General features: G+C 65.4%; 17 protein-coding genes, 1 tRNA gene and 2 pseudogenes. 7 read left to right on the top strand and 13 right to left on the bottom strand.

Translation table 11 applies throughout. The features are described from left to right. Positions 1-32: 32 nt before the first annotated feature. The gene (locus WFH23_RS11635; RefSeq protein ID WP_336662637.1) at positions 33-980 is read right to left on the bottom strand and encodes an Lrp/AsnC family transcriptional regulator; all 948 of its coding nucleotides are present in this window, start codon (positions 978-980) and stop codon (positions 33-35) included. A gap of 146 nt (positions 981-1,126) precedes the next feature. On the opposite strand from WFH23_RS11635, the gene WFH23_RS11630 reads away from it, so the two are divergent. Further along, positions 1,127-1,345 (top strand): hypothetical protein, encoded by a 219-nt coding sequence (locus WFH23_RS11630; protein ID WP_090146165.1) that lies wholly within the window; start codon positions 1,127-1,129, stop codon positions 1,343-1,345. Positions 1,346-1,431: 86 nt separating this feature from the next. Next, positions 1,432-1,505 (top strand) — tRNA-Met (locus WFH23_RS11625). Between the two features lie 246 nt (positions 1,506-1,751). On the opposite strand, the gene pcaC is transcribed toward WFH23_RS11625, so the two are convergent. From pcaC to WFH23_RS11595, 6 genes are all read right to left on the bottom strand, one after another. Beyond that, the gene (gene pcaC, locus WFH23_RS11620) at positions 1,752-2,189 is read right to left on the bottom strand and encodes a 4-carboxymuconolactone decarboxylase (protein ID WP_200330490.1); all 438 of its coding nucleotides are present in this window, start codon (positions 2,187-2,189) and stop codon (positions 1,752-1,754) included. Beyond that, positions 2,186-2,986: an alpha/beta fold hydrolase gene (locus WFH23_RS11615; protein ID WP_336662636.1), complete on the bottom strand. Its 801-nt coding sequence runs from the start codon at positions 2,984-2,986 to the stop codon at positions 2,186-2,188. The genes pcaC and WFH23_RS11615 overlap by 4 nt, the downstream gene beginning before the upstream one ends. Next, a complete protein-coding gene (locus WFH23_RS11610) occupies positions 2,983-4,461 on the bottom strand; it encodes a lyase family protein (RefSeq protein WP_336662635.1) in 1,479 nt (492 codons plus the stop codon). The genes WFH23_RS11615 and WFH23_RS11610 overlap by 4 nt, the downstream gene beginning before the upstream one ends. After that, on the bottom strand, positions 4,451-5,041 hold the full coding sequence (pcaG, locus tag WFH23_RS11605) for a protocatechuate 3,4-dioxygenase subunit alpha (protein WP_336662634.1): 591 nt from the start codon (positions 5,039-5,041) through the stop codon (positions 4,451-4,453). The genes WFH23_RS11610 and pcaG overlap by 11 nt, the downstream gene beginning before the upstream one ends. Further along, a complete protein-coding gene (gene pcaH, locus WFH23_RS11600; protein ID WP_336662633.1) occupies positions 5,041-5,859 on the bottom strand; it encodes a protocatechuate 3,4-dioxygenase subunit beta in 819 nt (272 codons plus the stop codon). The genes pcaG and pcaH overlap by 1 nt, the downstream gene beginning before the upstream one ends. An 87-nt stretch (positions 5,860-5,946) precedes the next feature. Next, positions 5,947-6,711, bottom strand: a complete 765-nt coding sequence (locus tag WFH23_RS11595) for an IclR family transcriptional regulator (protein ID WP_336662632.1) — start codon at positions 6,709-6,711, stop codon at positions 5,947-5,949. Positions 6,712-6,920: 209 nt separating this feature from the next. Here WFH23_RS11595 and WFH23_RS11590 point away from each other — a divergent pair, with 209 nt between their 5' ends. From WFH23_RS11590 to WFH23_RS11575, 4 genes are all read left to right on the top strand, one after another. Next, positions 6,921-8,099 carry a 4-hydroxybenzoate 3-monooxygenase gene (locus WFH23_RS11590; protein ID WP_336662631.1) on the top strand — a complete coding sequence of 393 codons (1,179 nt, stop codon included), beginning with the start codon at positions 6,921-6,923 and terminating at the stop codon, positions 8,097-8,099. Between the two features lie 102 nt (positions 8,100-8,201). Beyond that, positions 8,202-9,269 (top strand): 3-oxoacyl-ACP synthase III, encoded by a 1,068-nt coding sequence (locus WFH23_RS11585; RefSeq protein WP_090146151.1) that lies wholly within the window; start codon positions 8,202-8,204, stop codon positions 9,267-9,269. Then, complete coding sequence (locus WFH23_RS11580) at positions 9,266-11,995, top strand: alpha/beta fold hydrolase (RefSeq protein ID WP_336662630.1); 2,730 nt, start codon at positions 9,266-9,268, stop codon at positions 11,993-11,995. The genes WFH23_RS11585 and WFH23_RS11580 overlap by 4 nt, the downstream gene beginning before the upstream one ends. 31 nt (positions 11,996-12,026) lie before the next feature. Beyond that, positions 12,027-12,995: an NAD-dependent epimerase/dehydratase family protein gene (locus WFH23_RS11575; protein ID WP_336662629.1), complete on the top strand. Its 969-nt coding sequence runs from the start codon at positions 12,027-12,029 to the stop codon at positions 12,993-12,995. A gap of 87 nt (positions 12,996-13,082) precedes the next feature. Here WFH23_RS11575 and WFH23_RS11570 read toward each other — a convergent pair. Beyond that, positions 13,083-13,280, bottom strand: a pseudogene (locus tag WFH23_RS11570) (thiamine-binding protein); the annotation flags it as partial. Between the two features lie 143 nt (positions 13,281-13,423). On the opposite strand from WFH23_RS11570, the pseudogene WFH23_RS14115 reads away from it, so the two are divergent. Beyond that, positions 13,424-14,120 (top strand): annotated as a pseudogene (locus WFH23_RS14115) (SDR family oxidoreductase). Between the two features lie 192 nt (positions 14,121-14,312). Here WFH23_RS14115 and WFH23_RS11565 read toward each other — a convergent pair. The 5 genes from WFH23_RS11565 to WFH23_RS11545 form a co-directional block, all read right to left on the bottom strand. Further along, positions 14,313-15,662 carry a hypothetical protein gene (locus tag WFH23_RS11565; RefSeq protein WP_336662628.1) on the bottom strand — a complete coding sequence of 450 codons (1,350 nt, stop codon included), beginning with the start codon at positions 15,660-15,662 and terminating at the stop codon, positions 14,313-14,315. Positions 15,663-16,158: 496 nt separating this feature from the next. Then, entirely contained in the window at positions 16,159-17,406 is a 1,248-nt protein-coding gene (locus tag WFH23_RS11560) for an amidase (RefSeq protein WP_336662627.1), read from the bottom strand. An 82-nt stretch (positions 17,407-17,488) separates the two neighbouring features. Then, complete coding sequence (locus WFH23_RS11555; RefSeq protein WP_336662625.1) at positions 17,489-18,997, bottom strand: sodium:solute symporter family protein; 1,509 nt, start codon at positions 18,995-18,997, stop codon at positions 17,489-17,491. Between the two features lie 194 nt (positions 18,998-19,191). Continuing rightward, positions 19,192-20,160 carry a LacI family DNA-binding transcriptional regulator gene (locus WFH23_RS11550; protein WP_336662624.1) on the bottom strand — a complete coding sequence of 323 codons (969 nt, stop codon included), beginning with the start codon at positions 20,158-20,160 and terminating at the stop codon, positions 19,192-19,194. A 222-nt stretch (positions 20,161-20,382) separates the two neighbouring features. Beyond that, entirely contained in the window at positions 20,383-21,039 is a 657-nt protein-coding gene (locus WFH23_RS11545; protein WP_336662623.1) for an HAD family hydrolase, read from the bottom strand. Between the last annotated feature and the right edge of the window lie 83 nt (positions 21,040-21,122).

Below are 21,122 nucleotides of genomic sequence, written 5' to 3'. Positions count from 1 at the left end.
ACATCGACGCAAAAGTTTTCGTTTTGCGCTTCTCAGGCGGCGATGATGCGTCCACTTCGCTTGACCACTCGAGTGACCAGCGCCGGATGCAGGCGACCGACCCTCGTGGTCCACTCCTCGTGCAGCAGTCGACGCACGTGCGGCAGGTCGTCGGCCGCGAAGTGCGCGATGAGCGAATGCTCGCCGAGCAACTCCGCGACGTACCGACTCTCGGGCAGATCGGCGATCGCCTCGCCCACCGCCCGCACCTCGCCGGGGACGCAGTCGATGCGCACGCACGTTTCGATGCCGAACCCGAGCAGGTGCGGATCGATCAGCACGCGCGTAGCGACGGCTCCGCGCGCATCGAGGTCTGCGAGCCGTTTCCTCGCAGTCGGCTCGGTGACCCCCGCGAGCTCGGCCAATTCGACGATTCCCGCTCGCCCATCCCGTTCGAGCGCTTGAACGATCGCACTGTCGGCGGCGTCGAGGCGCTCTGGCGGCGCCGTCGACTCCTCGACGCGGGCCCGCGATCCGAGCATCGACGTCTCGGCCGCCGTCAGCAACCCCGGCTGCCAGTCGGCGTTCGTCTTGAAATAGTGGAGCACCGGCGTAGCCGACACCTCGAGCACACCGGCGTACGCGGGAATGACCGAGAGCGTCATCGTGCCGAGATCGAACATCTGCTCGTGCACCTCGACCAGCACGCTCGACGGGTTCGCGAGAACGAAGACGTAGACGACTCCCGGGTGCTGTGCGAGCTCCTCCGCCAGTGATTCCAGACGAGACGGCTTGCAGGTGATCTCGATCACGCAGGTGGGGCCGAGATTGCGCAGCCCGACCACCGAGAGCATCCCCGACTCCAGCAGCACCCTGCCGCGGCGAGCGACCGTGCGCAGTGGCTCGTCGAGCGCACGGGCGACACTGCTCCAAGGCGCTCTGCCGTCGACCTGCAGTGCGCCGACGATGCGGCGATCCAGCTCGGAAAGCACGTCATCCACGTGTGGGCCTCCTCAGTGCGCGTGTTCTCTCGATCGTAGTCACCGCACGACGGTCACCGCTCCGGCGGACCGGTTCGGTCCAACACATCACCCGCGCGAATGCAATCCCCTGGCCCCTCCGGCGACTTCGACGGAGGGTGGAGTGCATGACGAACGCAGACGAGATCAAGCAGCCCCTCGACCACCTCCCGCCGCAGGACGAGCGCGACGCCGCACACGACGCGCCGACCGAAGCGGACAAGCCGAGCTACCCGACCTCCGGCGAGACCCCCTCCGGTGCAACGCAGGCATCGCCCGACACCGCGGCGGAACCGAGTGAGCCCAACCGTCACGGGATCGACAAGCTTCCGCCCTCCGGTCGGTGACACTGCCCCCGGCTCCTCGCGGCGACGCGCCGGATGCGCTCCCCGATTCGAACTTCCCCGGCTGCCGCGATACGGTTGTCACGTGCCGCGGGGTGGAGCAGTTCGGTAGCTCGCCGGGCTCATAACCCGGAGGTCGTGGGTTCAAATCCCGCCCCCGCAACGAAGACAATGCCCCTGGTCCGGAGTCCGCTCCGCACCAGGGGCATTGTGCTGTGTGCGAGCACTGATGCGGTCGATGTGGTCGACGCCGCACGTTTCAGCCGCTGGATCAGCGCACGACGTCGTAGATCACCTTCACGACCCCGTTCCCGTAGGCCTCCGACGCCCGGAGCCCGTGCTGCCCGCCGGCGATGACTCCCATGATAAGCACCGTCGCCGACGTGCGCTGAGCAGGTTCACCCCGGAGCTACAGGTCCCCGAGCTCCTCGAGCACCCGCTGCGCGACGCCGAACGCGGAGTTCGCCGCCGGCACCCCGCAGTAGAGCCCGGCCTGCAGAATCACTTCCTTGATCTCGTCGACGGTGAGCCCGTTGGCGCGCGCCGCGCGCACGTGCATCGCGAGCTCAGCGTCGTGACCGAGCGCGATCAGGGCGGTGAGCACCGCCACGGAGCGCGACCGCCGGTCGAGCCCTGGCCGCGACCAGATGTCGCCCCACGCGGTGCGCGTGATGAAGTCCTGGAAGTCGGCGGTGAACGGGGTCATCTGCGCATTCGCGCGATCGACGTGCGCGTCTGAGAGCACGGCGCGGCGCACGGCCATGCCCTGCTCGAAGCGCCCCGCGTCCGACAGCCCGCCTGCTCCTGCGCCGGCTGATCCCGTCGCGTCACTCGACTCGGCGTTCATGCCCGACCCCCTCCGCTCGCGTCCGCGCCGAGGAACGCGAGGAGCGCCTCCGCGACGGCGGAACCGTTCTCTGCCGGAGGCTGATGCGCCACGTCCTCGATCATCAGTCTCCGCGCATTCGGGATGCCCGCGACGAGCTCGTCCTGCCGTTCCTCGGGAGCGACCTGGTCCTGGCGGCCCCCGAGCGCGAGTACCGGGATGCGAATCTCACCGAGCCGGTCTCGCAGGTCGTACGTCGCGAGCGCCTCCGCGCAGCGCGCGTACCCCTCGTCGGAGGTGTCTTGCAGCGCGTGCAGAATGCGCCCGGTCAGCTCGGGCTCGCGGCTGATCGATTCGGGCGCGAACCACGCCTGCGCGGATGCCGCGATGAGCGCCGAGGTCGATTGCGTGCGCACCGTGGCCGCACGCGTCTTCCAGTGCTCCGACGAGCCGAGCGATGCGGCCGAGGCGAGACTGGCCGCACGCGTGACGACATCGGGGTGCCGCAGTGCGAGCGTGAGGGCGAGCGCACCGCCGATCGAGACCCCAGCGAAGTACGCGGTGCCGATCGTGCCCGCCAACTCGCGCACGCGATCTGCCACGACATCGGCGAGCTCGTCGAGCGTAAACGCGTCCGTGGGCACCGGCGCGACTCCATGGCCGGGCAGGGTGAGCAGCGACACGCGGTATTCCTTCGCGAGCAGCGGCACGACGGGCTCCCAGATGAGCGGGCCGGTGCCCAGGGAGTGGGCGAGCACGATCAGCGGCGCACCGTCGGCGCCGATCGGTTCGGTGAGTGCGATTTCTGGGGCGGTCATCCTGGCTCCTCGGTCGGGGCGGGCGCGTCGGCTGCGGGGCGGGCGCCGCCCTCCTGGGCAGCGCCGGGTGCGAGCGCGTGATCGACGAGCCCGTGGGCCAGGCCGGTGTACTGCGCAGGATCAGCCAGCTGTGCGATCGTCGGCCCTCCTCGGGCGGCGAGAGCATCGACGAGGCCGGGCTCGGCGTGCAGCGCGTCGGCGAGCCCCGCCCCGTCCCGCACCCGCGACACGATGTCGCGCACCCGCTCGGCGCCGATGATCGCGCCGAGCACGATCGAGAGCCGCTCGGCGACGATCAGGCCGTTCGTCATCCCCAGATTGCGTGCGATCGCGTCGGTGTCGACGGCGAGACCCGCGGCGAGCTCGGCGGCATGGGCACTCGCGCCGAGCGTGACGCGGAGCAGCTCGCGCAGCGTCTGCCACTCGGCGTGCCACGCCCCATCGGGTCGCTCGTCGACGGCGAGCGCCGCAGCGGCGTGCAGGGTCGCGCCGAGATGAGGTGCGCGGATCGCCGCGGAGCGGATCAGCACGGAATGCGCCGGATTCCGCTTCTGCGGCATCGCTGATGATCCACCTCCGCGCGACTCCGCGACCTCCCCGATCTCTGTGCGGCTGAGGGTCGCCACATCGGCCGTCAGCACGCCGAGTGCATCGACGCACTGCACGAGTGCGTCGCCCAGCTCGGTGATCGGCCAGCGCACCGTGTGCCACGGCCCGTCCGGGGTCGCGAGCCCGAGCTCTGCGGCGAACGCCGCGGGGAGCTTCCCCGCAGCGCGCACGGCGCGCTCGTCCGAACCGAGCTCTGCGCGAGCGACGGCGACGTATCCCGCCATCGTCCCGCCCGCCCCGGCGATCTGCACCGGGAGCTCCGACAGCGCGCCTGACAGACGGTCGGCGGCGCGCCGCACCCCGCGCAGCCACCCGGCGACGCGCAGGCCGAACGTGGTCGGCACCGCGTGCTGAGTCAGGGTACGGGCGACGGCGACGCGATCCTGCTCGGTGCTCGCGAGCCGCGCGAGCGCGGTCTCCGTCTGCCGCAACCGCTGCAGCGTCTCCCGGCCTGCCCGGTGCGCGATCAGCATGAGCGCGGAGTCGAGCACGTCTTGACTGGTCGCACCGCGGTGCACCCAGTGCCGCAGCTCGGGGGAGGTGCGGTCGCGGAGTTTCGGCACCAATGGGATCACGGGGTTGCCGCCGCCCGGGGCCTCCGCCGCGAGCTGCGGCAGCCAGGCGTCGAAGCCCGCGCAGACGTCGCCCGTTCCGCTCCAGCCGAGGGCGGATGACAGTTCGGCAGCCTGTGCGCGGGGTGCGACACCGATCTCCGCCCACGCCCGCACCAGTGCGACCTCGGTCGCGACGAGCGCGCCGAGCACCTCCGCATCGGCCAGCACGGCGTCGCTCCCCGCGCTCACCGGCGAGAGGAGCCCCGCGTCGAACTCGCGGCGGGGTGCGTGTGCATCCGGATCAGTAGGCAAGGAACACGGTCTCCTTCGCACCTTGCAGGTGAATGTCATGAGCGAGATGGCCCTCTGGCGTGCGTGCTGCCACGAGCGTACTCCGCAGTTCGGCCGAAAGCACGGAGAGCAGCGGGTCGGCGTCGAGGCGCGCTGCATCGTCGGGGAGGTAGATCCGCGTGTGCAGCTTGTCGGGCAGACCGCGAGCGAAGACGATCGCCGCGAAGAACGGCGCCTCGCCTGACGACGACCCGGGGTCGCGGGTCCAGAACTCGAAGCGCCCCTCGTCGTCGGTGAAGGCTCGCCCGAAACCGGTGAACGCATGATCGTTGCGGCGCAGCGTGCCTCGAGCTCGCGGCACACTGCCATCCGTATCGGCGGCGAAGATCTCGATCATCGCATCGGGGATCGGGGTGCCGGCCCCGTCGAAGACGGTTCCTGCCAGCACGATGGCGCCCGGCGAGTGCGGGAAGGCGATCTCGTGCTGCTTCGGGAACGTGGTGCCGTACGCGAAGAACGGGCCGACCGTCTGGCCCGGGGTCGGGGCGAGCGTCTTCGCGGGCGCGGGCGAGTGCTGCTGGGGCGCGGGCTGCCGGGGCATCAGTGCTCCCCTTCCTCGGGTTCGAACCAGGTGGCCTGCGGGCCGTCCAAGACGATGTCGAATCGGTAGCCCATCGAGAACTCCGGCACCGTCAGGTCGTGGTCGTAGACGCCGATGAGCCGATCACGGTCCTTCTGCTCGCGGATCGAGTTGTAGATCGGGTCGAGCGCGAACAGCGGGTCGCCCGGAAAGTACATCTGGGTGACGAGGCGCTGCGTGAAGGATCGGCCGAACACCGAGAAGTGGATGTGCGCCGGCCGCCAGGCGTTCACGTGGTTCTTCCACGGATACGGCCCCGGTTTGATCGTCGTGAACGTGTACTCGCCGGCTTCGTTCGTGATCGCGCGACCCGCACCCGTGAAGTTCGGATCGAGCGGTGCCGGATGCTGGTCGCGCTGGTGGATGTACCGGCCCGCCGCGTTCGCCTGCCAGATCTCGATCAGCTGATTCGGCACGGGGCGGCCCCACGCGTCGAGCAACCGCCCGGTGACGGTGATGCGCTCGCCGAGGGGCTCACCCGTGTGGTGCAGCGTCAGGTCCGATTCGATCGCCGCGACATCGCGCTGCCCATAGGCGGGAGACCACAGTTCGATCGTCTCCGGATCGACGAGCTGCGGGTCCTTGGTCGGATGCCGCAGCAGGCTCGAACGGTACGGCGGGAAGTCGTACATGGTGCGCGGCAGGCGTTCGCCATCGGCAGCGCGGCGGAAGAAGTCGGCGTGGAGTGACGCGATCTCCTCCGAGATCTGCTGCTGAGAAGCCTGATCGGGTGCTGCGAGCAGGGCTTCCGGTGCCGGGGCGATGGGGTGCTCGGGCATGAGGTGCTCTCCTTCGAGGTCGTGACCTGCGCATCAGCGTGGCAGCCGACGACGACGATCGCTCCCGGAGTTCTCACTGAGCGGGAATCAGATGCTCCGTATCTCGGAGTGGATCTCCTTCGCCGCCTGCTGCACGAGCCGTGACAGGAGCCGCTCGTCGGCCCGCTCGAGGTGCACCACGACGCCGAGCGCGATCGGGGGCAATCCGTCGACGCTCGGCAGTGCGACGGCGATCGACACATTGCCGAGAGTCATCTCCTCGCGGGTGCTCCAGTAGCCGCGCGCGCGGCCGGCGGCGAGGTCGGTGCGGAGCGCGTGCTCGTCGACGATCGAGTGCGTCGTCTCCCGGAGCAGCGGACTCGCGCCGAAGTAGCGCTGCAACCAGGCGTCGTCGCACCCCGAGAGCAGCGCCTTGCCGACGCCCGTCGTATGCAGCGGACCCCGCCCGCCCGCGCGGCTCACCGTGGGGATCGAACGGCGGCCGGTGACGCGCCCCACGTAGAGCACGCTCGCGCGCTCCGCCGGCCCATCGAGCACGCCGAGGTGCACGTTCTCGCCCGTCACCTCGTAGAGCCGCATGAGGTGCGGGATCGCGCGTTCGCGCAGGCGCAGCGCGAGCGGGGAGAGCTCGCCGAGCTCCCACAGCCGCGCACCGACCGCCAGCCGCCGATTCGGCAGGCGCGTGAGCAGACCGCGGTCGACGAGCACGGCGACGAGGCGATGGAGCGTCGACGAGGCGAGGCCGGTGCGCTCGACGAGCTGGCCGGCGGAGAGCTCGGGTTCGTCCTCGCTGAAGCACGACAACACCGCGAGCGCGCGGTCGAGCACGCCAGGCGTCACCTGCTCCGCCATCTCGCCTCCTCGAGTTCACCTCCTGCCGAGCGTAGCGGGCGGGCGGAGTGGGGCAGGTCCGGCCGGTTTCCCAGTGAGTGAGAAAAGTGCGGCCGGGCGGGGCCGATCCCAGCACACTGGTCGCGGATCGCCATGGCTGCACTCGGCACGCGCCGTTCGCACGCCGCGCGCGATACCGGCGCCCCCTTCGACCCCGCCAAAGGAGACCCATGACCGTCGAGCGCACCCGAGTCGCCATCGTCGGAGCGGGGCCCGCCGGCCTCCTGCTGTCGCACCTGCTGGCAGCGGCAGGCGTCGAATCCATCGTGGTCGATGCGCGCAGTCGTCAGGAGATCGAGACGACCATCCGCGCAGGCATTCTCGAGCAGGGGACGGTCGAGGTGCTCGATGGCATCGAAGGCAGCCGTGCCCGCACCGTCGGGCACCGCCACGACGGCATCGAGCTCCGCTTCGCCGGCGAGGGCCACCGCATCGATTTCCCGTCACTCGTCGGACGGTCTGTGTGGCTCTATCCGCAGCACGAGGTACTGAAAGACCTCATCGCTGCGCGCCTCGCCGCCGGGCAAGATCTGCGGTTCAGCACGAGCGTCACCGCCGTGCACGACGTCGATTCGGAGCCGCGCGTCGTCGCCACGGACGCTGACGGAGCCCCGTTCGAGATCCGTTGCGACTTCGTCGTCGGCGCTGATGGATCGCGGAGCGTCGTGCGCCCCGCGGTCGCCGGTGACCGCGGGAACGGCGCATTCCGCGAGTATCCCTTCGCATGGTTCGGTGTGCTGTGCGAGGCGGCGCCGAGCTCGGACGAGTTGATCTACAGCAATGCGCCCGACGGCTTCGCGCTGATCAGTCAGCGGTCGGAGACGGTGCAGCGCATGTACTTCCAGTGCGACCCGAGCACCGACCCTGACGCGTTCAGCGAGGCCGAGATCTGGGATGCGTTGCAGCGTCGGGTTCCCGGCACCCGCCTCACCGAGGGTCCGATCTTCCAACGGGACGTGCTGCGCTTCCGCAGCTTCGTCGCCGGCGGGCTGCGGCGCGGTCGCGCTGCGCTCGTGGGCGACGCCGCGCACACAGTGCCCCCGACTGGGGCCAAGGGCATGAATCTCGCGATCGCGGACGTGCTGCTGCTCGGCGATGCACTGCGGCGTCTCCTCTTCGAGCACGATGAGCGGGGCATCGACGCGTACGCCGAAACGGCGCTCCGCCGCATCTGGAAGGCCCAGCATTTTTCCTGGTGGATGACGAGCATGCTGCACGCGGTGCCTGGCGCCGACGCGTTCGACCGCCAGCGGCAGCTCGGAGAACTCAGAGGCGTCATCGAGTCCGAGGCCGGCCAGCGCTTCCTGGCCGAGGCGTACACCGGGTGGCCGCTCCCCTCCACGTTCTGACCGACGAATGTGACGGGCACCGTGTCGAAAAACGCGCACCGGGCAGTCGCTGCGCGCGACATATGAAGGTTGAGTTATGTCATACGACTACAGTTGACCCCAATGAAACCCGAACCTCCGTCGCCGGCCACCGGGTCCGATGCAGACGCCGCGAACAGCAACTCACGACATTCGAACGTCGCACTTCTCGGGCTCGCCGAAGCTGTCGCACCGGTCGAGGTGACCTCCCAATCATTCGACGAACGACTCAGCGACACGCTCAAAAGTCTGAACCTTCCGCGAGGCCTGCTCCAGCGGGTCGCAGGCGTCTCCGCGAAACGCAATTGGGAACGCCCAACGGATTACATCGAAGGAGCGGCCTCCGCCGGACGTCAGGCGCTGGCCGAGTCAGGAATCCCCGCAGAGAAGATCGGGCTTCTGATCAACGCCTCGGTTTCTCGCGAGGCGCTCGAGCCATCCGTCGCGGTCGCCGTCCACGACAGCATCGGCCTCGGCCCGGCAGCGATGAACTTCGACATCACCAATGCATGCCTGGGATTCGTCAACGGGATCACCGTCGCTGCGAGCATGATCGATGCCGGCCAGATCGACTACGCACTCATCGTCGCGGGCGAGGACATGTCGCGGGTGCAAGAGGCCACCGTCGCCCGCTTGAATCGCGACGGTATCACGCGCGAAGAGTACCTGAACGAATTCGCGACGCTGACCCTCGGCTCCGGAGCCGCCGCCGCCGTGCTCGGACGAGCGGATCTGCACCCCGAAGGGCACCGTATCCATGGTGGAGTCTCGCGCGCAGCGACGTGGAATCACGCGCTCTGCGTTGGCGACTACGAGGGCATGTTCACCGATACGCAAGGGCTGCTCAGCAACGGCATGAGACTCATCTCCGACGCCTGGCACGAGGCTCACGAGAACGACTGGGACTGGAAGGACATGGATCATTACATTCCGCACCAGGTCTCGAACGTCCACGTCGATGCCCTGACGAACGCCATCGACATCGACGAGTCCAGGATCGCCAAGACCTATCCTGAGCTGGGCAATGTGGGCCCGGCCTCCTTGCCGATCACCCTCGCCCGCACAGCTCCGAAGATGAAGCCAGGCGACCGCGTTCTCTGCTTGGGCGTCGGATCAGGTCTGAACACTGCAATGGTGGAGATCACCTGGTGAGGTTCACGGCGCGTCCGGCGGTTCTCCCAGGACTCCTCCCCGAGTGGGACCAGCAGTGGTCGCGTCTCGTGACGGTGGATACAGGAGACGGCGAACGCACGTTCCATGTACTCGACACGCTTCCAGCGCTGCAGGCGCGAGGTCTCGAGCCGAGTGGCACCATTCTGGCGCTGCACGGGAACCCCACGTGGTCGTACTTGTGGCGCGGCGTCGCCGCCGCAGCACTGAGCGACGCCACAGGAAGGATCTGGCGCGTCATCGCCCCGGATCAGCTCGACATGGGCTACTCCGAGCGCCTCACGCATGATGCGCTGCCCACGACGCACGGGTCCGGATACCGCCGTCTTGCCGAACGCGTGCGTGATTTCGACGCGGTCGTGCGGTCGCTCCTCGCCGATACTGCCGGGGCCGAGGGATCGCCCTCGCATCCAATCGTCACCCTCGGCCATGACTGGGGCGGAATCGTATCGCTCACCTGGGCGGCACGAAACCTCGACATCGTGGACGGGGTGATCAGCCTCAACACGGGCGTGCACCTCCCCGCGGAGATGTCGCTTCCGGCCCCGCTCCGGTTGGCGCTGAGCGGGCCGATCCTGCCCATCTCCACCGTGTTCACGGACGGGTTTCTGCGCACCACCCTGCATCTCGGTCAGGGGCCCATCCCATCCGAGATTCGTGACGCGTACCGCGCTCCGTATCGCGCCGCCGGTCTGCGAGGCGGTATCGGCGCATTCGTCGCCGATGTTCCCGTCGATCCCTCCCATCCGTCGTACGCCGAGCTGCAGCAGTCGGCTGCCGACATCAGCGGCATCGACACTCCGGCGCTGCTCGTCTGGGGGCCGAAGGACCCGGTGTTCGGTGAGCAGTTCCTGCGCGACCTCCGTCAGCGACTGCCGCAGGCGGACGTGCATCGCGTAGAGCAGGCCTCGCACCTCGTCAGTGAGGACTCCGACGTCGCACCCCTGATCCTCGCCTGGCTTCGGCAGCGCTTCCCCGGCGAGACCCCGTCCCCAGAAGGGGCATCGCGCCAGAGCGCGGAAGGCGCCGTCACCGCCGCGCGCGATCCTCGCGCTCCGATGATCTTCGAAGCTCTCGACGCCCGTCGCAATGATTCCTCAGTGGCGAGCGTCGACATGACGCGCACCCCGCCGCACGAGGTGTCCTGGCGGCAGCTCACGAGCGTGAGCGATGGAATCGCGCAGGGGTTGCAGCAGCTGGGCCTGAAACGAGGAGACCGGGTCTCGTTGCTGGTGACTCCGGGCAACGATCTCACCGCGGTGCTCTACGGCGTGCTCAAGGCGGGTGGAGTGGCGGTCGTCGCCGATTCCGGGCTCGGCGCGGCCGGCATGACCCGTGCCGTCAAAGCATCCGATCCGCAGTGGATCATCGGCCAGAAGCCCGGCCTGCTCCTGGCCCGAGCCGCCGGATGGCCCGGCCGGCGCATCTCCGTTCGACGGCTGAACGCACTCGAACGCGCCGCACTGGGCGTCGAGACGAGTGTGACCGAGCTGTCGCGCGCGCCGGGCCACGAGCCGATCCGCTCCCCCGGCCCCGATGATGACGCCGTGATCCTGTTCACTTCTGGGTCGACGGGGCCGGCGAAGGGCGTGCGGTACACGCACGCCCGGTTGGGCGCGCTGGCCCGCACGCTCCGCGAGCAGTTCACCGTGCACGGCGAAACGAGCTGGGCGGCCGGATTCGCCCCCTTCGCTCTGCTCGGACCGGGTCTCGGCATCCGCAGCGTGACTCCCGACATGTCGGTCACGAAGCCGCGCACCCTGACGGCCTCCGCGCTCGCCGATGCGATTCTCGCCGGCGCATGCACGATGGTCTTCGCGTCGCCTGCCGCGTACCGCAACGTGCAGGCGACCGCCGCTGACCTGACCTCCGAGCAACGCGCGGCCCTCGCGGGCGTCGAGCTCGTGCTGTCGGCCGGAGCTCCCGTGCCGTTGCGACTGCTCGACAACCTCGCGGAGCTCTTTCCGAACGCGCAGATCCGCTCGCCCTACGGCATGACCGAGGGCCTGATGCTCACCGATATCGATCGCGAGGGCGTCGCGGCCGCCGTCGCTCAATCCCGGGATCACGGCGTCTGCGTCGGGAGGCCGGTTCCGCGCGTGCGAATCGCTGTCGCGCCGCTCGACGAGACCGGGCGGCCCGCCGATGCTCTGCTCACGGACACCGCAGCCGTCGACGTTCTCGGTGAATTCGTCGTCTCGGCCCCCCACCTCAAAGCGGGCTACGACGGGTTGTGGCACACCGACGCGGCGTCGAAGCGCGACACGCTCGACGGCCTGGTCTGGCACCGCACGAGCGATATCGGCCACATCGACCCCGAGGGTCGGATCTGGATCGAGGGGCGTCTGCAGCACGTGCTCACCACCTCGTCCGGACCGCTCGGCCCCGGTGGATTGGAAGCCGTCGTCGACCAGGTGCCCCAGGTGTACCGCTCGGCCGTCGTCGGGGCCGGCCCGCGAGGAGCGCAGGCCGTCGTCGTCGTCGTCGAACCAGCGCCTGGGACCCGCATGCGGTCGGGTCTTGCTCCTCTGGAGCTCACGGACGCGGTACGGACGGCGCTCGCAGAGCACTTCCCGCACGACGTCGCCGCGGTGCTGGTGTCGACCTCGTTCCCGACCGACATCCGTCACAACTCGAAGATCGATCGCACACGACTGTCGGTGTGGGCTGACGCCGTGCTGCGCGGTGAGCGCGTCGGCGCGCCGTGACACCGATCGACTCGGCGCGAAAGGAACTCCCGTGAAGGTACTCGTCACCGGCGCCTCGGGCGTGCTCGGCTCCTCGGTCGTGCGGGCGTTGATCGATGGCGGAGACGACGTGACCACGCTGCAGCGCCGGCCCTCAGGCATCGAGAGCGCGCGCGATGTGCTGGGGAGCGTGACCGAGGACGACGCGGTTGCGAGAGCAATGGCCGGCCAGGCCGCCGTGATCCACCTCGCCGCCAAGGTATCGATGGCCGGTGACGCGAGGGACTTCGAGAGAGTCAACATCGACGGCACTCGGAGCGTGCTCGATGCGGCACGGAGTGCCGGGGTCACCCGGTTCGTCCACATCTCCTCACCCTCTGTCGCGCATTCGGGGACGTCTCTCGTCGGAGCGCCGGCCGAGGCGGCCGACCCGACGTCCGCCCGCGGAGAGTACGCGCGCACGAAGGGCGAAGGCGAGCTCCTCGCCCTCGCGGCGAGTTCAGATGAGTTCCCCGTGCTCGTGCTGCGCCCGCATCTCATCTGGGGCCCGGGCGACACCCAGCTCACCGAGCGGATCATCGAGCGGTCCAGGCAGGGGCGCATGCCGATCCTCGGCGCTGGCGCGGCCCTCGTCGACACCCTGTACGTCTCCAACGCCATCGACGCGATCGTCGCGGCACTCGACGCGGTCACCCGCGTGCACGGAGAGGCGCTCGTCGTCACCAATGGGCAGCCGCGGCCGATCGCCGAGTTCGTCGAACGCCTCGCGCTGGCGGGGGGTGCGCGGAAACCTCGGCTTCGGCTCCCGGTCGGGCTCGCCCTCGCGGCCGGCACCACCGTGGATACGGTGTGGAATCTGCGGGAGCACGACGACGAGCCGCCCCTCACCCGATTCCTCGCCGAGCAGATGTCGACCGCCCACTGGTTCGATCAGCGCCGCACGCGCGAAGTGCTGCGGTGGGAACCCGCGGTGAGTTTCGCCGCAGGCATGGAGGCTGTAGCCCGGCACTACGGCCGGTGAGCTGCTGGTCTGCGGACCCGAGGTCGTGAGCGGCGAGCGTGCTCGCATGCAATGAGGCGCGCTTGGCGGCAGGCGCTGCCGAGCCCGCTACTCGCCCGCATCCCCGATCGCAGCCTCCAGCCGCTCCAGCTTCCCGTCGAGCTCGCCCTCGAACCCGGGACGGATGTCGGCTTTCATCACGAGCGACACCCGCGACCCGAAGGGCAGCACCGCCTCGGTCGCGCGCTTCACGACGTCGAAGACCTCATCCCATGAGCCTTCGATCTCGGTGAACATCGATCGATTGGGACATGGGTGTCGTTTTCGACGACGTACCCGAGTCGAAACCTGCTGCAGGTCAGGTCAAACTGTCACTTAAACGCGCAGCAGACCTCTGACTTCCCCGCGGAACTCACTGTCCACATCAGCTCGGCGACGGCGCCCTCGCGATCCCCGCCGACGTCACCGACCGAAACTCCCTCACTGCCGCCGCACAACAGGTGCAAGACGAGCTCGGCAGTGCCGACGTCCTGATCAACAACGCCGGCATCATGCTTCTCGGCCCGTTCTCCGCCGACCAGCGCGACGATTACCGGCAGATGATCGAGATCAACCTGCTCGGCGCGATCACCACCACCGAGGTGTTCCTCGATCAGCTCACTGCCTCCACCGGCGGCGACATCATCAACCTATCCTCTCGCCGGCCGCACCGCCCGCGCAGGCAACAGCGTCTATGCCGCCACCAAATGGGGCATCAATGGCTGGTCAGAATCCATCCGACAAGAACTACTTCCCGATGTCCGCGTCACCCTCATCGAACCCGGCGTCGTAGCGACCGACCTCCCCAACCACATCACTCACAGCCAAACCAAGACAGCAATCACCGACCTCTACGACAAGGCGACAGTGACCCCCGAAGACATCGCCGAAGCCATCGCGTTCACACTCGCTCGCCCCGACACCTCGCCCTCAACGAGATCCTGCTCCGCCCCGCGGACCAAGCCTGAGACACCGCGCCACATCTATCTGACGTCAAAAGTGCCCGCCCACCGCGGCCCCGGGAGCAAGAAATGGGCGACCATGATGTCTTGTAAACGATCGTTTACGGCGCGATCATCGATCGGACTGTACAGCGGTCACCACTAGCTTGTGCCGGAAAAGAGTTTCGGCGGACCCTTTCGGTCGGTTGATGGGTGTTCGAAAGGACATGTCAAGCGAGGTGACGTCGTGTCACTCCGCGCTGCCCTGGCGATTGCGGGTCGCATCTCTGACTAAGGAGATTCACGAGCACGAGATCGCCTAGAAGGTGCCCGGGCGAAGACTCGACCCACCGCTGGCTCAGAGGCCGGGAGCGTTGTTCCAGGCGTCGACGAACCCCTGCACGTCACCGTCTGCCGTCCCGGCCGACACCTTCACCAGGTTCTGGTGGAGCTTGCCGGTCACCGTGAACGAAAATTCCGCACGGTCGGTGTTCGAGGCCCAGCTCGTCGAGCCGAAGACCTCCGCGTCCTGATCGCGAAGCGCTGCTGCTTTAACCGCCGGGGCAACCTTCGTAGCATCAGCACCGTGTTCGAGTACGACGTCCAGTTCGAGCGGGCCGAGCGCGACCGAGCGCACACCGTCTGTCTCCGCAAGTCCGAGCGCCCGGTCGAAGTTGCCGACGAAGCCCTCGTCCCTCATGGTTTTCGCGGTGATGCGAGTGCCAGGCTCGTCCTGTTGCAGCACGAAGAGTTGCAGTGAGTTGAACGCCTGCAGATCCGACGACGCGAGGAGCGCCTGCTGCACGGTCGCGGCTGCGTTGGCATCCGTCGTCGTCGCCGACAGGTGCAGAGCCTTCGGGCCGTGCGTGTCGATCGACGCCCCGACCACACCCTCCATCGGCGTGAGGATCGCGCTGAGCCGCCCGGCCAGATCGTCCTGCAACTGAGGCGCCGTCATGATGCCGCTGCTCAGGCTTACGTCGATCGGCAGCCCGGCGGCGGCCATCGCGTCGACAACGGGTGCCACTGCCTGCGCGCCTTCGTCCGTGCGCATCCGCAGCGTCAGCGATTCGTCCTCGAGTGAGTACTTCTGGATCGGGCCGACGGCGGCCGCGACTGCGATCGTCTCGAGTGCCGGCTTCAGCGCCGCCGGGTCCTGCGTCTCGACCGACGATCGCTCGTGCACGTCGAAGACCTTCAGCCGCACCCCGTCGTCGACCGGCCCCGACGCCGCCGCATCAGCCAGCGGAGTGATCACAGCAGCTGGATCGATCCCCGCCTCCGCGACGACCTCAATGCCGAGAGCGCCATCGTCGGACCAGACCTTCCCCTGCAGTATGCCATCGACGCCGGCCAGCTCTCCGACCGCATGCGCGAGGTCTGCCACGTCGCCGTCGTCGCCCGCAAGCGTCCACTGCCAGGCGGCGGCGCGCAGTCTCAGGACCACGTCGTCGTCGGTGACCGACTCGGCGAGGTCACCAAGGCGCCCGGCGACCTCGGCGAAGTCTGCGGGAGCGACCGAGTCATCGAGCGTGATCTGGTAACCGCCGTCCGCTGCCTCCTCGACCGAGGAAACGGCCGAATCCTCGGCGACCTGCGCTTCCAGGTCCTCCGACTTCCGCATAGTGCACCCCACGAGCGCCGTCACGGCGATCGCCCCTCCGAGCAGCAGAGCAACACCACGAACGATCCCCCGCTTCGCACGCATTCTCCAAGGGTATGTGGAAAACCTGTCTGCGCCCGTGGGGGAGCACTGCCCCAGGCTCGTGCAGGAGTGATCCAACATTGCACAGCGCTGCCGAAAACGGTGCTCGGGTTACATAATTTAAGTACGCGGGTTACACGACGCAGAATGCCGTTGTCGGCGATGATCGGTGGAAGTGTCGCGCAAACGACCGTTTATGTAGACCTTCACTCATGCCAGGAATCGAAGAGCGGCAGCGCTACTCCTTATAAGAGTCGAACGCCCGGTTCTGACCGATTTCCGTTTTCTGTTTCAGCATGCGCCCAGATCGAGGTTGTTCGTCCATGTGCGTTTTCGTACACCCATGTCAACACATCACGAACATCGTCGACATCAGATATGTCGTACTCTACGTTGGGACTGACCCAGGAGGGATGTAGTCTTCGTTCTTCGGCAAACAGAACGTGATAAACGACCAAACCTCCCTCCGCGATACGTTCTCGTGTAACTTGACGAACCTTCACTGAAGCTGTTCTCGTCCGTCACTCCGGGGAGAGCCCGGTGGTTCCCTTGTCACAACAGTAAATTGTTCTGCTATTTCGAAAAGGTCGAAGTCGTCTCCACTAATCTGCTCAAGGGTGAGTCCTAGCGGTATCCCGCATTGAGAGTGCTTCCCGATCGGGATACTGATGGCCGGATTCCCGTAGAGAGTCGCCGGCGTGGAATTCATCACAATGGTTTTCAGCTGTTGTTCTGTATTGGCTATATCGGGTGTTGCCTGTGCGACAGGTGGGTCGGAAGTCACAGTGGGGTAAGCAAGTGTCCTAATTCCTGATTTCGCCATTGAAGCTGCGAAATCTTCATTGAGACGCCGTAGTTCGCGCTTGGCACTGTTGTATTCCGCGAAATTAACAGGGGTGTCCCTCGCCTTTTCGAGAATCTTTCGGGTGTCCGGGGTCTCAGATGCTTCGACGAGCTCGCGCCAGGAGCGCAGTGCGAAATTCGTTTCCAGATACATAGAAATCGACTGCTTCGTCTCAGCTGCGAGAACGATCAGCCCGAGTTCGAAGCAACGATCCAGGTGACGAGAGCGCGAGATCGACGAAATTTCGATACCCCTTCCCGCGGCTTGATTCAACGCTCCTATAAAATGCGAGCGAGAGACGTCGTCCAACGCCTGGAGCGTTTCCTCAAGGACACCGACGGGCCCAACTCGTACCGCAGCAGGTGCCGCGTTTTTCGCAAGCACACTATCCATCAACCGAATGTCGGAAACAGATCGGCTGATAAGCCCAACGGCGTCGCGGGTCGTTGAGATCCCGAGTACGCCGGCAGTTGAATATCGTCCTGCCGTGGGCCGATATCCCAGGAGTCCGCAGTAGCTGGCAGGGATGCGGACAGATCCTCCGGTGTCAGTGCCCAAAGCGATTCTTGCAGCTCCGAACAACACTGCAAGCGCGCTTCCACCGCTGGACCCGCCGACAGTGAGCGCGGGATCAAACGGGTGCCTGGTCGTACCAAAGGTCGGGTTGATTCCGCTGATTCCATGGCCGAGTTCATGCAGATTCGTCTTTCCAACGATCGTGCCGCCTGCGCGTCGAATTTCCGAGACTACTGGGGCGTCCTCATTCTTCATATTGGAGGTGAGGTACTTGGTACCGCCCGTCGTGGGTAAGCCTGCGACATCGATGTTGTCTTTTACAGCGATCGGCCACCCAGACAGGGGGCCATCGGCCGACGGCTGGATCGTTGCTCTGGTAATGAACACGTTGAATTGTCTGAGTAGCGATTCAGGCGCCTGAGTCCCGAAACCCGCTCTCAGAGCGCTGTCCGTATTAATATCTCGTCTCCTATGCCGAAACGGTGGTGGCCTCGGTCTTGGGGTCGCGTTCCGCCCCAACGATGTCCCAGAGCTCTGCCACGCGTTGCCGTTCAGCTGCAGAGGGCCCCTTAACGAGAGACACGATTACCAGCACTGCAGCATTCAGGAGCATCGCGACAATTCCAGACGTCAACCCCCCGAGCCAGGGAATCTGTACCGGGTACATGACCTGGAGAATCGCAGCGACGACGAAGCCGGTGATCATCCCCGAAATAGCACCAGCAGCGTTCGCGCGCTTCCAAAAGATTCCGAGGAGCAGTGTGGGGGCGAGTTGCACGATCCCCTGGTACGAGACTTGTGCGAGGCTGACGAGTCCGGACACGGTTTCCAATGTGAGAAGAGCGATGCCAGCGGCAATCGCTGTCGTAATTGCCACAGACCACTTCGCCACGCGCGTATTCGCCCCGCTCTCAGGACGAACGATCGATGCGATGTCGTTCGCTGCTTGAGCTCCGACCGCCTGGATGTTCGCACCCACGTTTCCAAGCGTGGCCCCGACGACTGCAATTGCCGCGAGCGTCAACACCCATATTCCGGCATCGCCAGCAATAATGAACCAGACGTGATCGGGGGCAGCGCTGACGCGCGGGTCAGACGACGCGAGATAGGCGACCAACAGCACCGCTGTCGTGAATACCACCATGATCGGAGCGGCAAGTCCGGCCGTCTTCCGGATGGTGGAGGTGCTGTTGGCCGTGAAGAGTCGAACGAAGATGTCCGGCCAACACCAGGTCCCCAGCGCTCCGGTGACAGTGATTGCCACCGCGTAGAGTGGCCCGTACGATTCGTCGGGGCCGAGCAGCGAGGTGAATCCGTCGGGAACGTCCGCGAAGCCGTGCCCATTGGTGAGCAGCATCACCAGGAGGCCGAGAGCGATCAGCGTCCCGATGAAGTAGGCGAAGATGCCTTGGACCATGTCACTCACGATGATGCCGCGCATACCGTGTCGGACGGTCCAGATCTGACGCACGACGATCACGACAACGCTTAGCACGACTGCAACAACCGGGGCGATCACGCTACCCGACAGGTACTCAAATACGAGGGAGAGGGATTGCAGGCCCAGTACGATCCAGGGGACGGTAGAAATGATTCCGATGACCGAAGCGACGAGGCGCACGTTCCGTGACCCATACCGAAGGCCCAGCAAATCAGATTGCGTGCCAAGGTTGAAACGTTTCCCCCAGCGGAAGACGGGCTTTGATAGCGCCAACATCAGAAGGATGCCCAGAAGACCGTAAGCAAGCAAGTAAAAACCGAGGACTCCGCTGAGCGCCGCCAAACCCGCAAACGAGATGAAGACCGTGCCCGGCAGGAAAGTGTTAACGTACGCCATCGTCCCGAAGAAGGGTCCGAATGATCTGCCGGCGGTCGCGTACTCAGTGAAGCCACCCGCCGGTTTACGCGTCTTCTCCATCACGAGAATGGTGAGCACCAGAAAAATGGCCACGCCGGTGTAGCCAACGAATGCATCCATGAAAACTGACCTTCCTTGGTCGAAATGAGTTGCTGGATCGATCCAGCAACTGGAGAATATGTCTCATTTAAATGATTGTCAATTGCAGATCGCTCCTCATATCGACCACTTTCACGGGTCGCTTCGAGGAAATCGCCCCACAAGGTGCGGACAGCACCTCGCGCCTTCGGACCGCCGTGGTAGCGGCCAAAAAGCTAGCTCAGGGTGGGGATGAAGTCGATGGTCGCGTTCTTCGCCATCCCTCGGACCACGATTTCAACGAGGGTATTGGCCGTTTCAAAGCCGAAGCGGTGCGGTTCTAGGTCCAAAGCAGCATCGAACCTGGATACGGATCGTGCTCGATTGCGACTGAGATACGTTCCAATCTTGAGGTCGCGATGTCGCTCTTCACTGTTGGCAAGTATGAGCTGAGCACGTTCGGCTGCGTCTTGCCACCCAAACACGATCCCATCAATGCCGTCATGAGCGACGATTTCATGAACCGCGGACAATACCTGATCGTTGTCAGCAAAAGGGGGAAGCGTCCGCGCGACAGGCTGTAACCGGTGACCTTCCATCCACTTCAGATACCCCTCGAGAACGCGGGAGGACCAAGATTTTTCATCGCGAAGCGACGCTCCGATAAGCGCAGGATGACGAACTCCACGCAGCGCTAACGCATCAAGGACGCGCATGATGCCTTGCTCATGATCAATGGCGATCTCGGCGGCGACCTGTCGGCTCAATCGTTGATCGAGGTGTCCGGCAGCGACCACGGGTACGCCGGATTGAAGAAGAGAATGGGCGATCGGGTCATCGTGCACGACGTCGATCACGATGACCCCACCGTAACCGAGCCAGCCGGTAGGATCTTCTGGCGCAGTCGTCACAATTGCCAGGTCATACCCATGACGACTCGCTGCTTCTACGGCACCGAAAGCAAACCCTAAATAGAAGTCCATCTCGCGAATATCTGCTGGCACGTACAAACCGATCATGCCACCCGTGCGCGTGCGCAAACGGCGTGCATTCGTATTAGCCACATACCCTTTCTCAAGGGCCATCGCCCGAACACGTTCACGCGTCTGCTCGGATGTACGGCCCGTGCCATTGAGCGCAGCAGCCACTGTCGACTTTGACAGCCCAAGAGCCTTTGCCAAATCAAAAATTGTCGGCGAGCTCACGAGCTCACTCTAGCCGGAATGATAAACACATGCTCAGCTCATAAACCATTGTGTAGGGCCTGGTAACTCTACTGGGATAGGTAGACTTGACCCCTATCCGAGACAATACAAACGATGGCGAGTCAGAAAGAACATGATGCACGAGATACTCGCAAACTCGTTCGCTTTCCATGTCAAAAAGACATTCTGAGGCTCACTCCTCTTGCCTAATGTGAGGCTGCCCTAGCGCCTCAAGAGTTGGGGAAGTTCAGACATACTCAGGAAAACTTCCGCACCCACTGCCTTCAATTCTGAAGCCAAAGACAGGCCACCTGCATAGCCAAAAACATGCATACCGGCCGCACGCGCTGAGACGACACCGGTGGGGCTGTCCTCAACAGCCGCGCAATAGGTCGGAGAAACTCTGAGCATTCGCGCCGCTTCTAGGTAGGGATCCGGAGCTGGTTTCCCAGACGGAACATCATCAATGCCCACGATGTTGCTACCGAAAAACCTGCGTAGATTGGTCCGATCTAGAGAAGATATAACTCCTCCTCGACGACTGTTTGACGCAACAGCCTTAGGTAATGAGATCTCTTTCAAGGCGCGTTCGACACCTTCTATAGCAATAAGCTCCGTTGCCATTGCGTTCTCATATAGGTGCTCGTAAGGAGCTCGCCAGTTCGCTGAAACCGGCCCGAGCACACTTGCGATCTCTCGTTCGTACTCCGGCCCAGCCTTACCCAGAAATCGCGCGGTGATCTCCTCGATCGTCGCTTCCCATCCAAGTTCGCGAAAAACAACCTGATCGATTCTCGCCATGAGTCTCTCGCTGTCCACGAGAACACCATCGCAATCAAAAACGACGGCCTCAAACCCTTCTCCCGATGACGCTCTCACTGAGCCCCTCTCCACTGTTGCTAGTTGACGAACCGAACGACCACCGCTAATCTCAACTTGTCAGACGTCCGGATGACCTACAC

Origin of the sequence: Leucobacter sp. USHLN154, assembly GCF_037145595.1 — a bacterium.
Lineage (GTDB): Bacteria > Actinomycetota > Actinomycetes > Actinomycetales > Microbacteriaceae > Leucobacter > Leucobacter alluvii.
This window is presented reverse-complemented; position numbering and strand designations above follow the sequence as displayed.

Excerpts from the sequence above, each read along its gene's own strand:
- WFH23_RS11585 (WP_090146151.1), top strand. The coding sequence starts at position 8,202 with ATGAAACCCGAACCTCCGTCGCCGGCCACCGGGTCCGATGCAGACGCC.
- pcaG (WP_336662634.1), bottom strand. The coding sequence starts at position 5,041 with ATGCCCCGGCAGCCCGCGCCCCAGCAGCACTCGCCCGCGCCCGCGAAG.
- pcaH (WP_336662633.1), bottom strand. The coding sequence starts at position 5,859 with ATGCCCGAGCACCCCATCGCCCCGGCACCGGAAGCCCTGCTCGCAGCA.
- WFH23_RS11630 (WP_090146165.1), top strand. The coding sequence starts at position 1,127 with ATGACGAACGCAGACGAGATCAAGCAGCCCCTCGACCACCTCCCGCCG.
- WFH23_RS11595 (WP_336662632.1), bottom strand. The coding sequence starts at position 6,711 with ATGGCGGAGCAGGTGACGCCTGGCGTGCTCGACCGCGCGCTCGCGGTG.
- WFH23_RS11615 (WP_336662636.1), bottom strand. The coding sequence starts at position 2,986 with ATGACCGCCCCAGAAATCGCACTCACCGAACCGATCGGCGCCGACGGT.
- WFH23_RS11590 (WP_336662631.1), top strand. The coding sequence starts at position 6,921 with ATGACCGTCGAGCGCACCCGAGTCGCCATCGTCGGAGCGGGGCCCGCC.
- WFH23_RS11565 (WP_336662628.1), bottom strand. The coding sequence starts at position 15,662 with ATGCGTGCGAAGCGGGGGATCGTTCGTGGTGTTGCTCTGCTGCTCGGA.
- pcaC (WP_200330490.1), bottom strand. The coding sequence starts at position 2,189 with ATGAACGCCGAGTCGAGTGACGCGACGGGATCAGCCGGCGCAGGAGCA.
- WFH23_RS11555 (WP_336662625.1), bottom strand. The coding sequence starts at position 18,997 with ATGGATGCATTCGTTGGCTACACCGGCGTGGCCATTTTTCTGGTGCTC.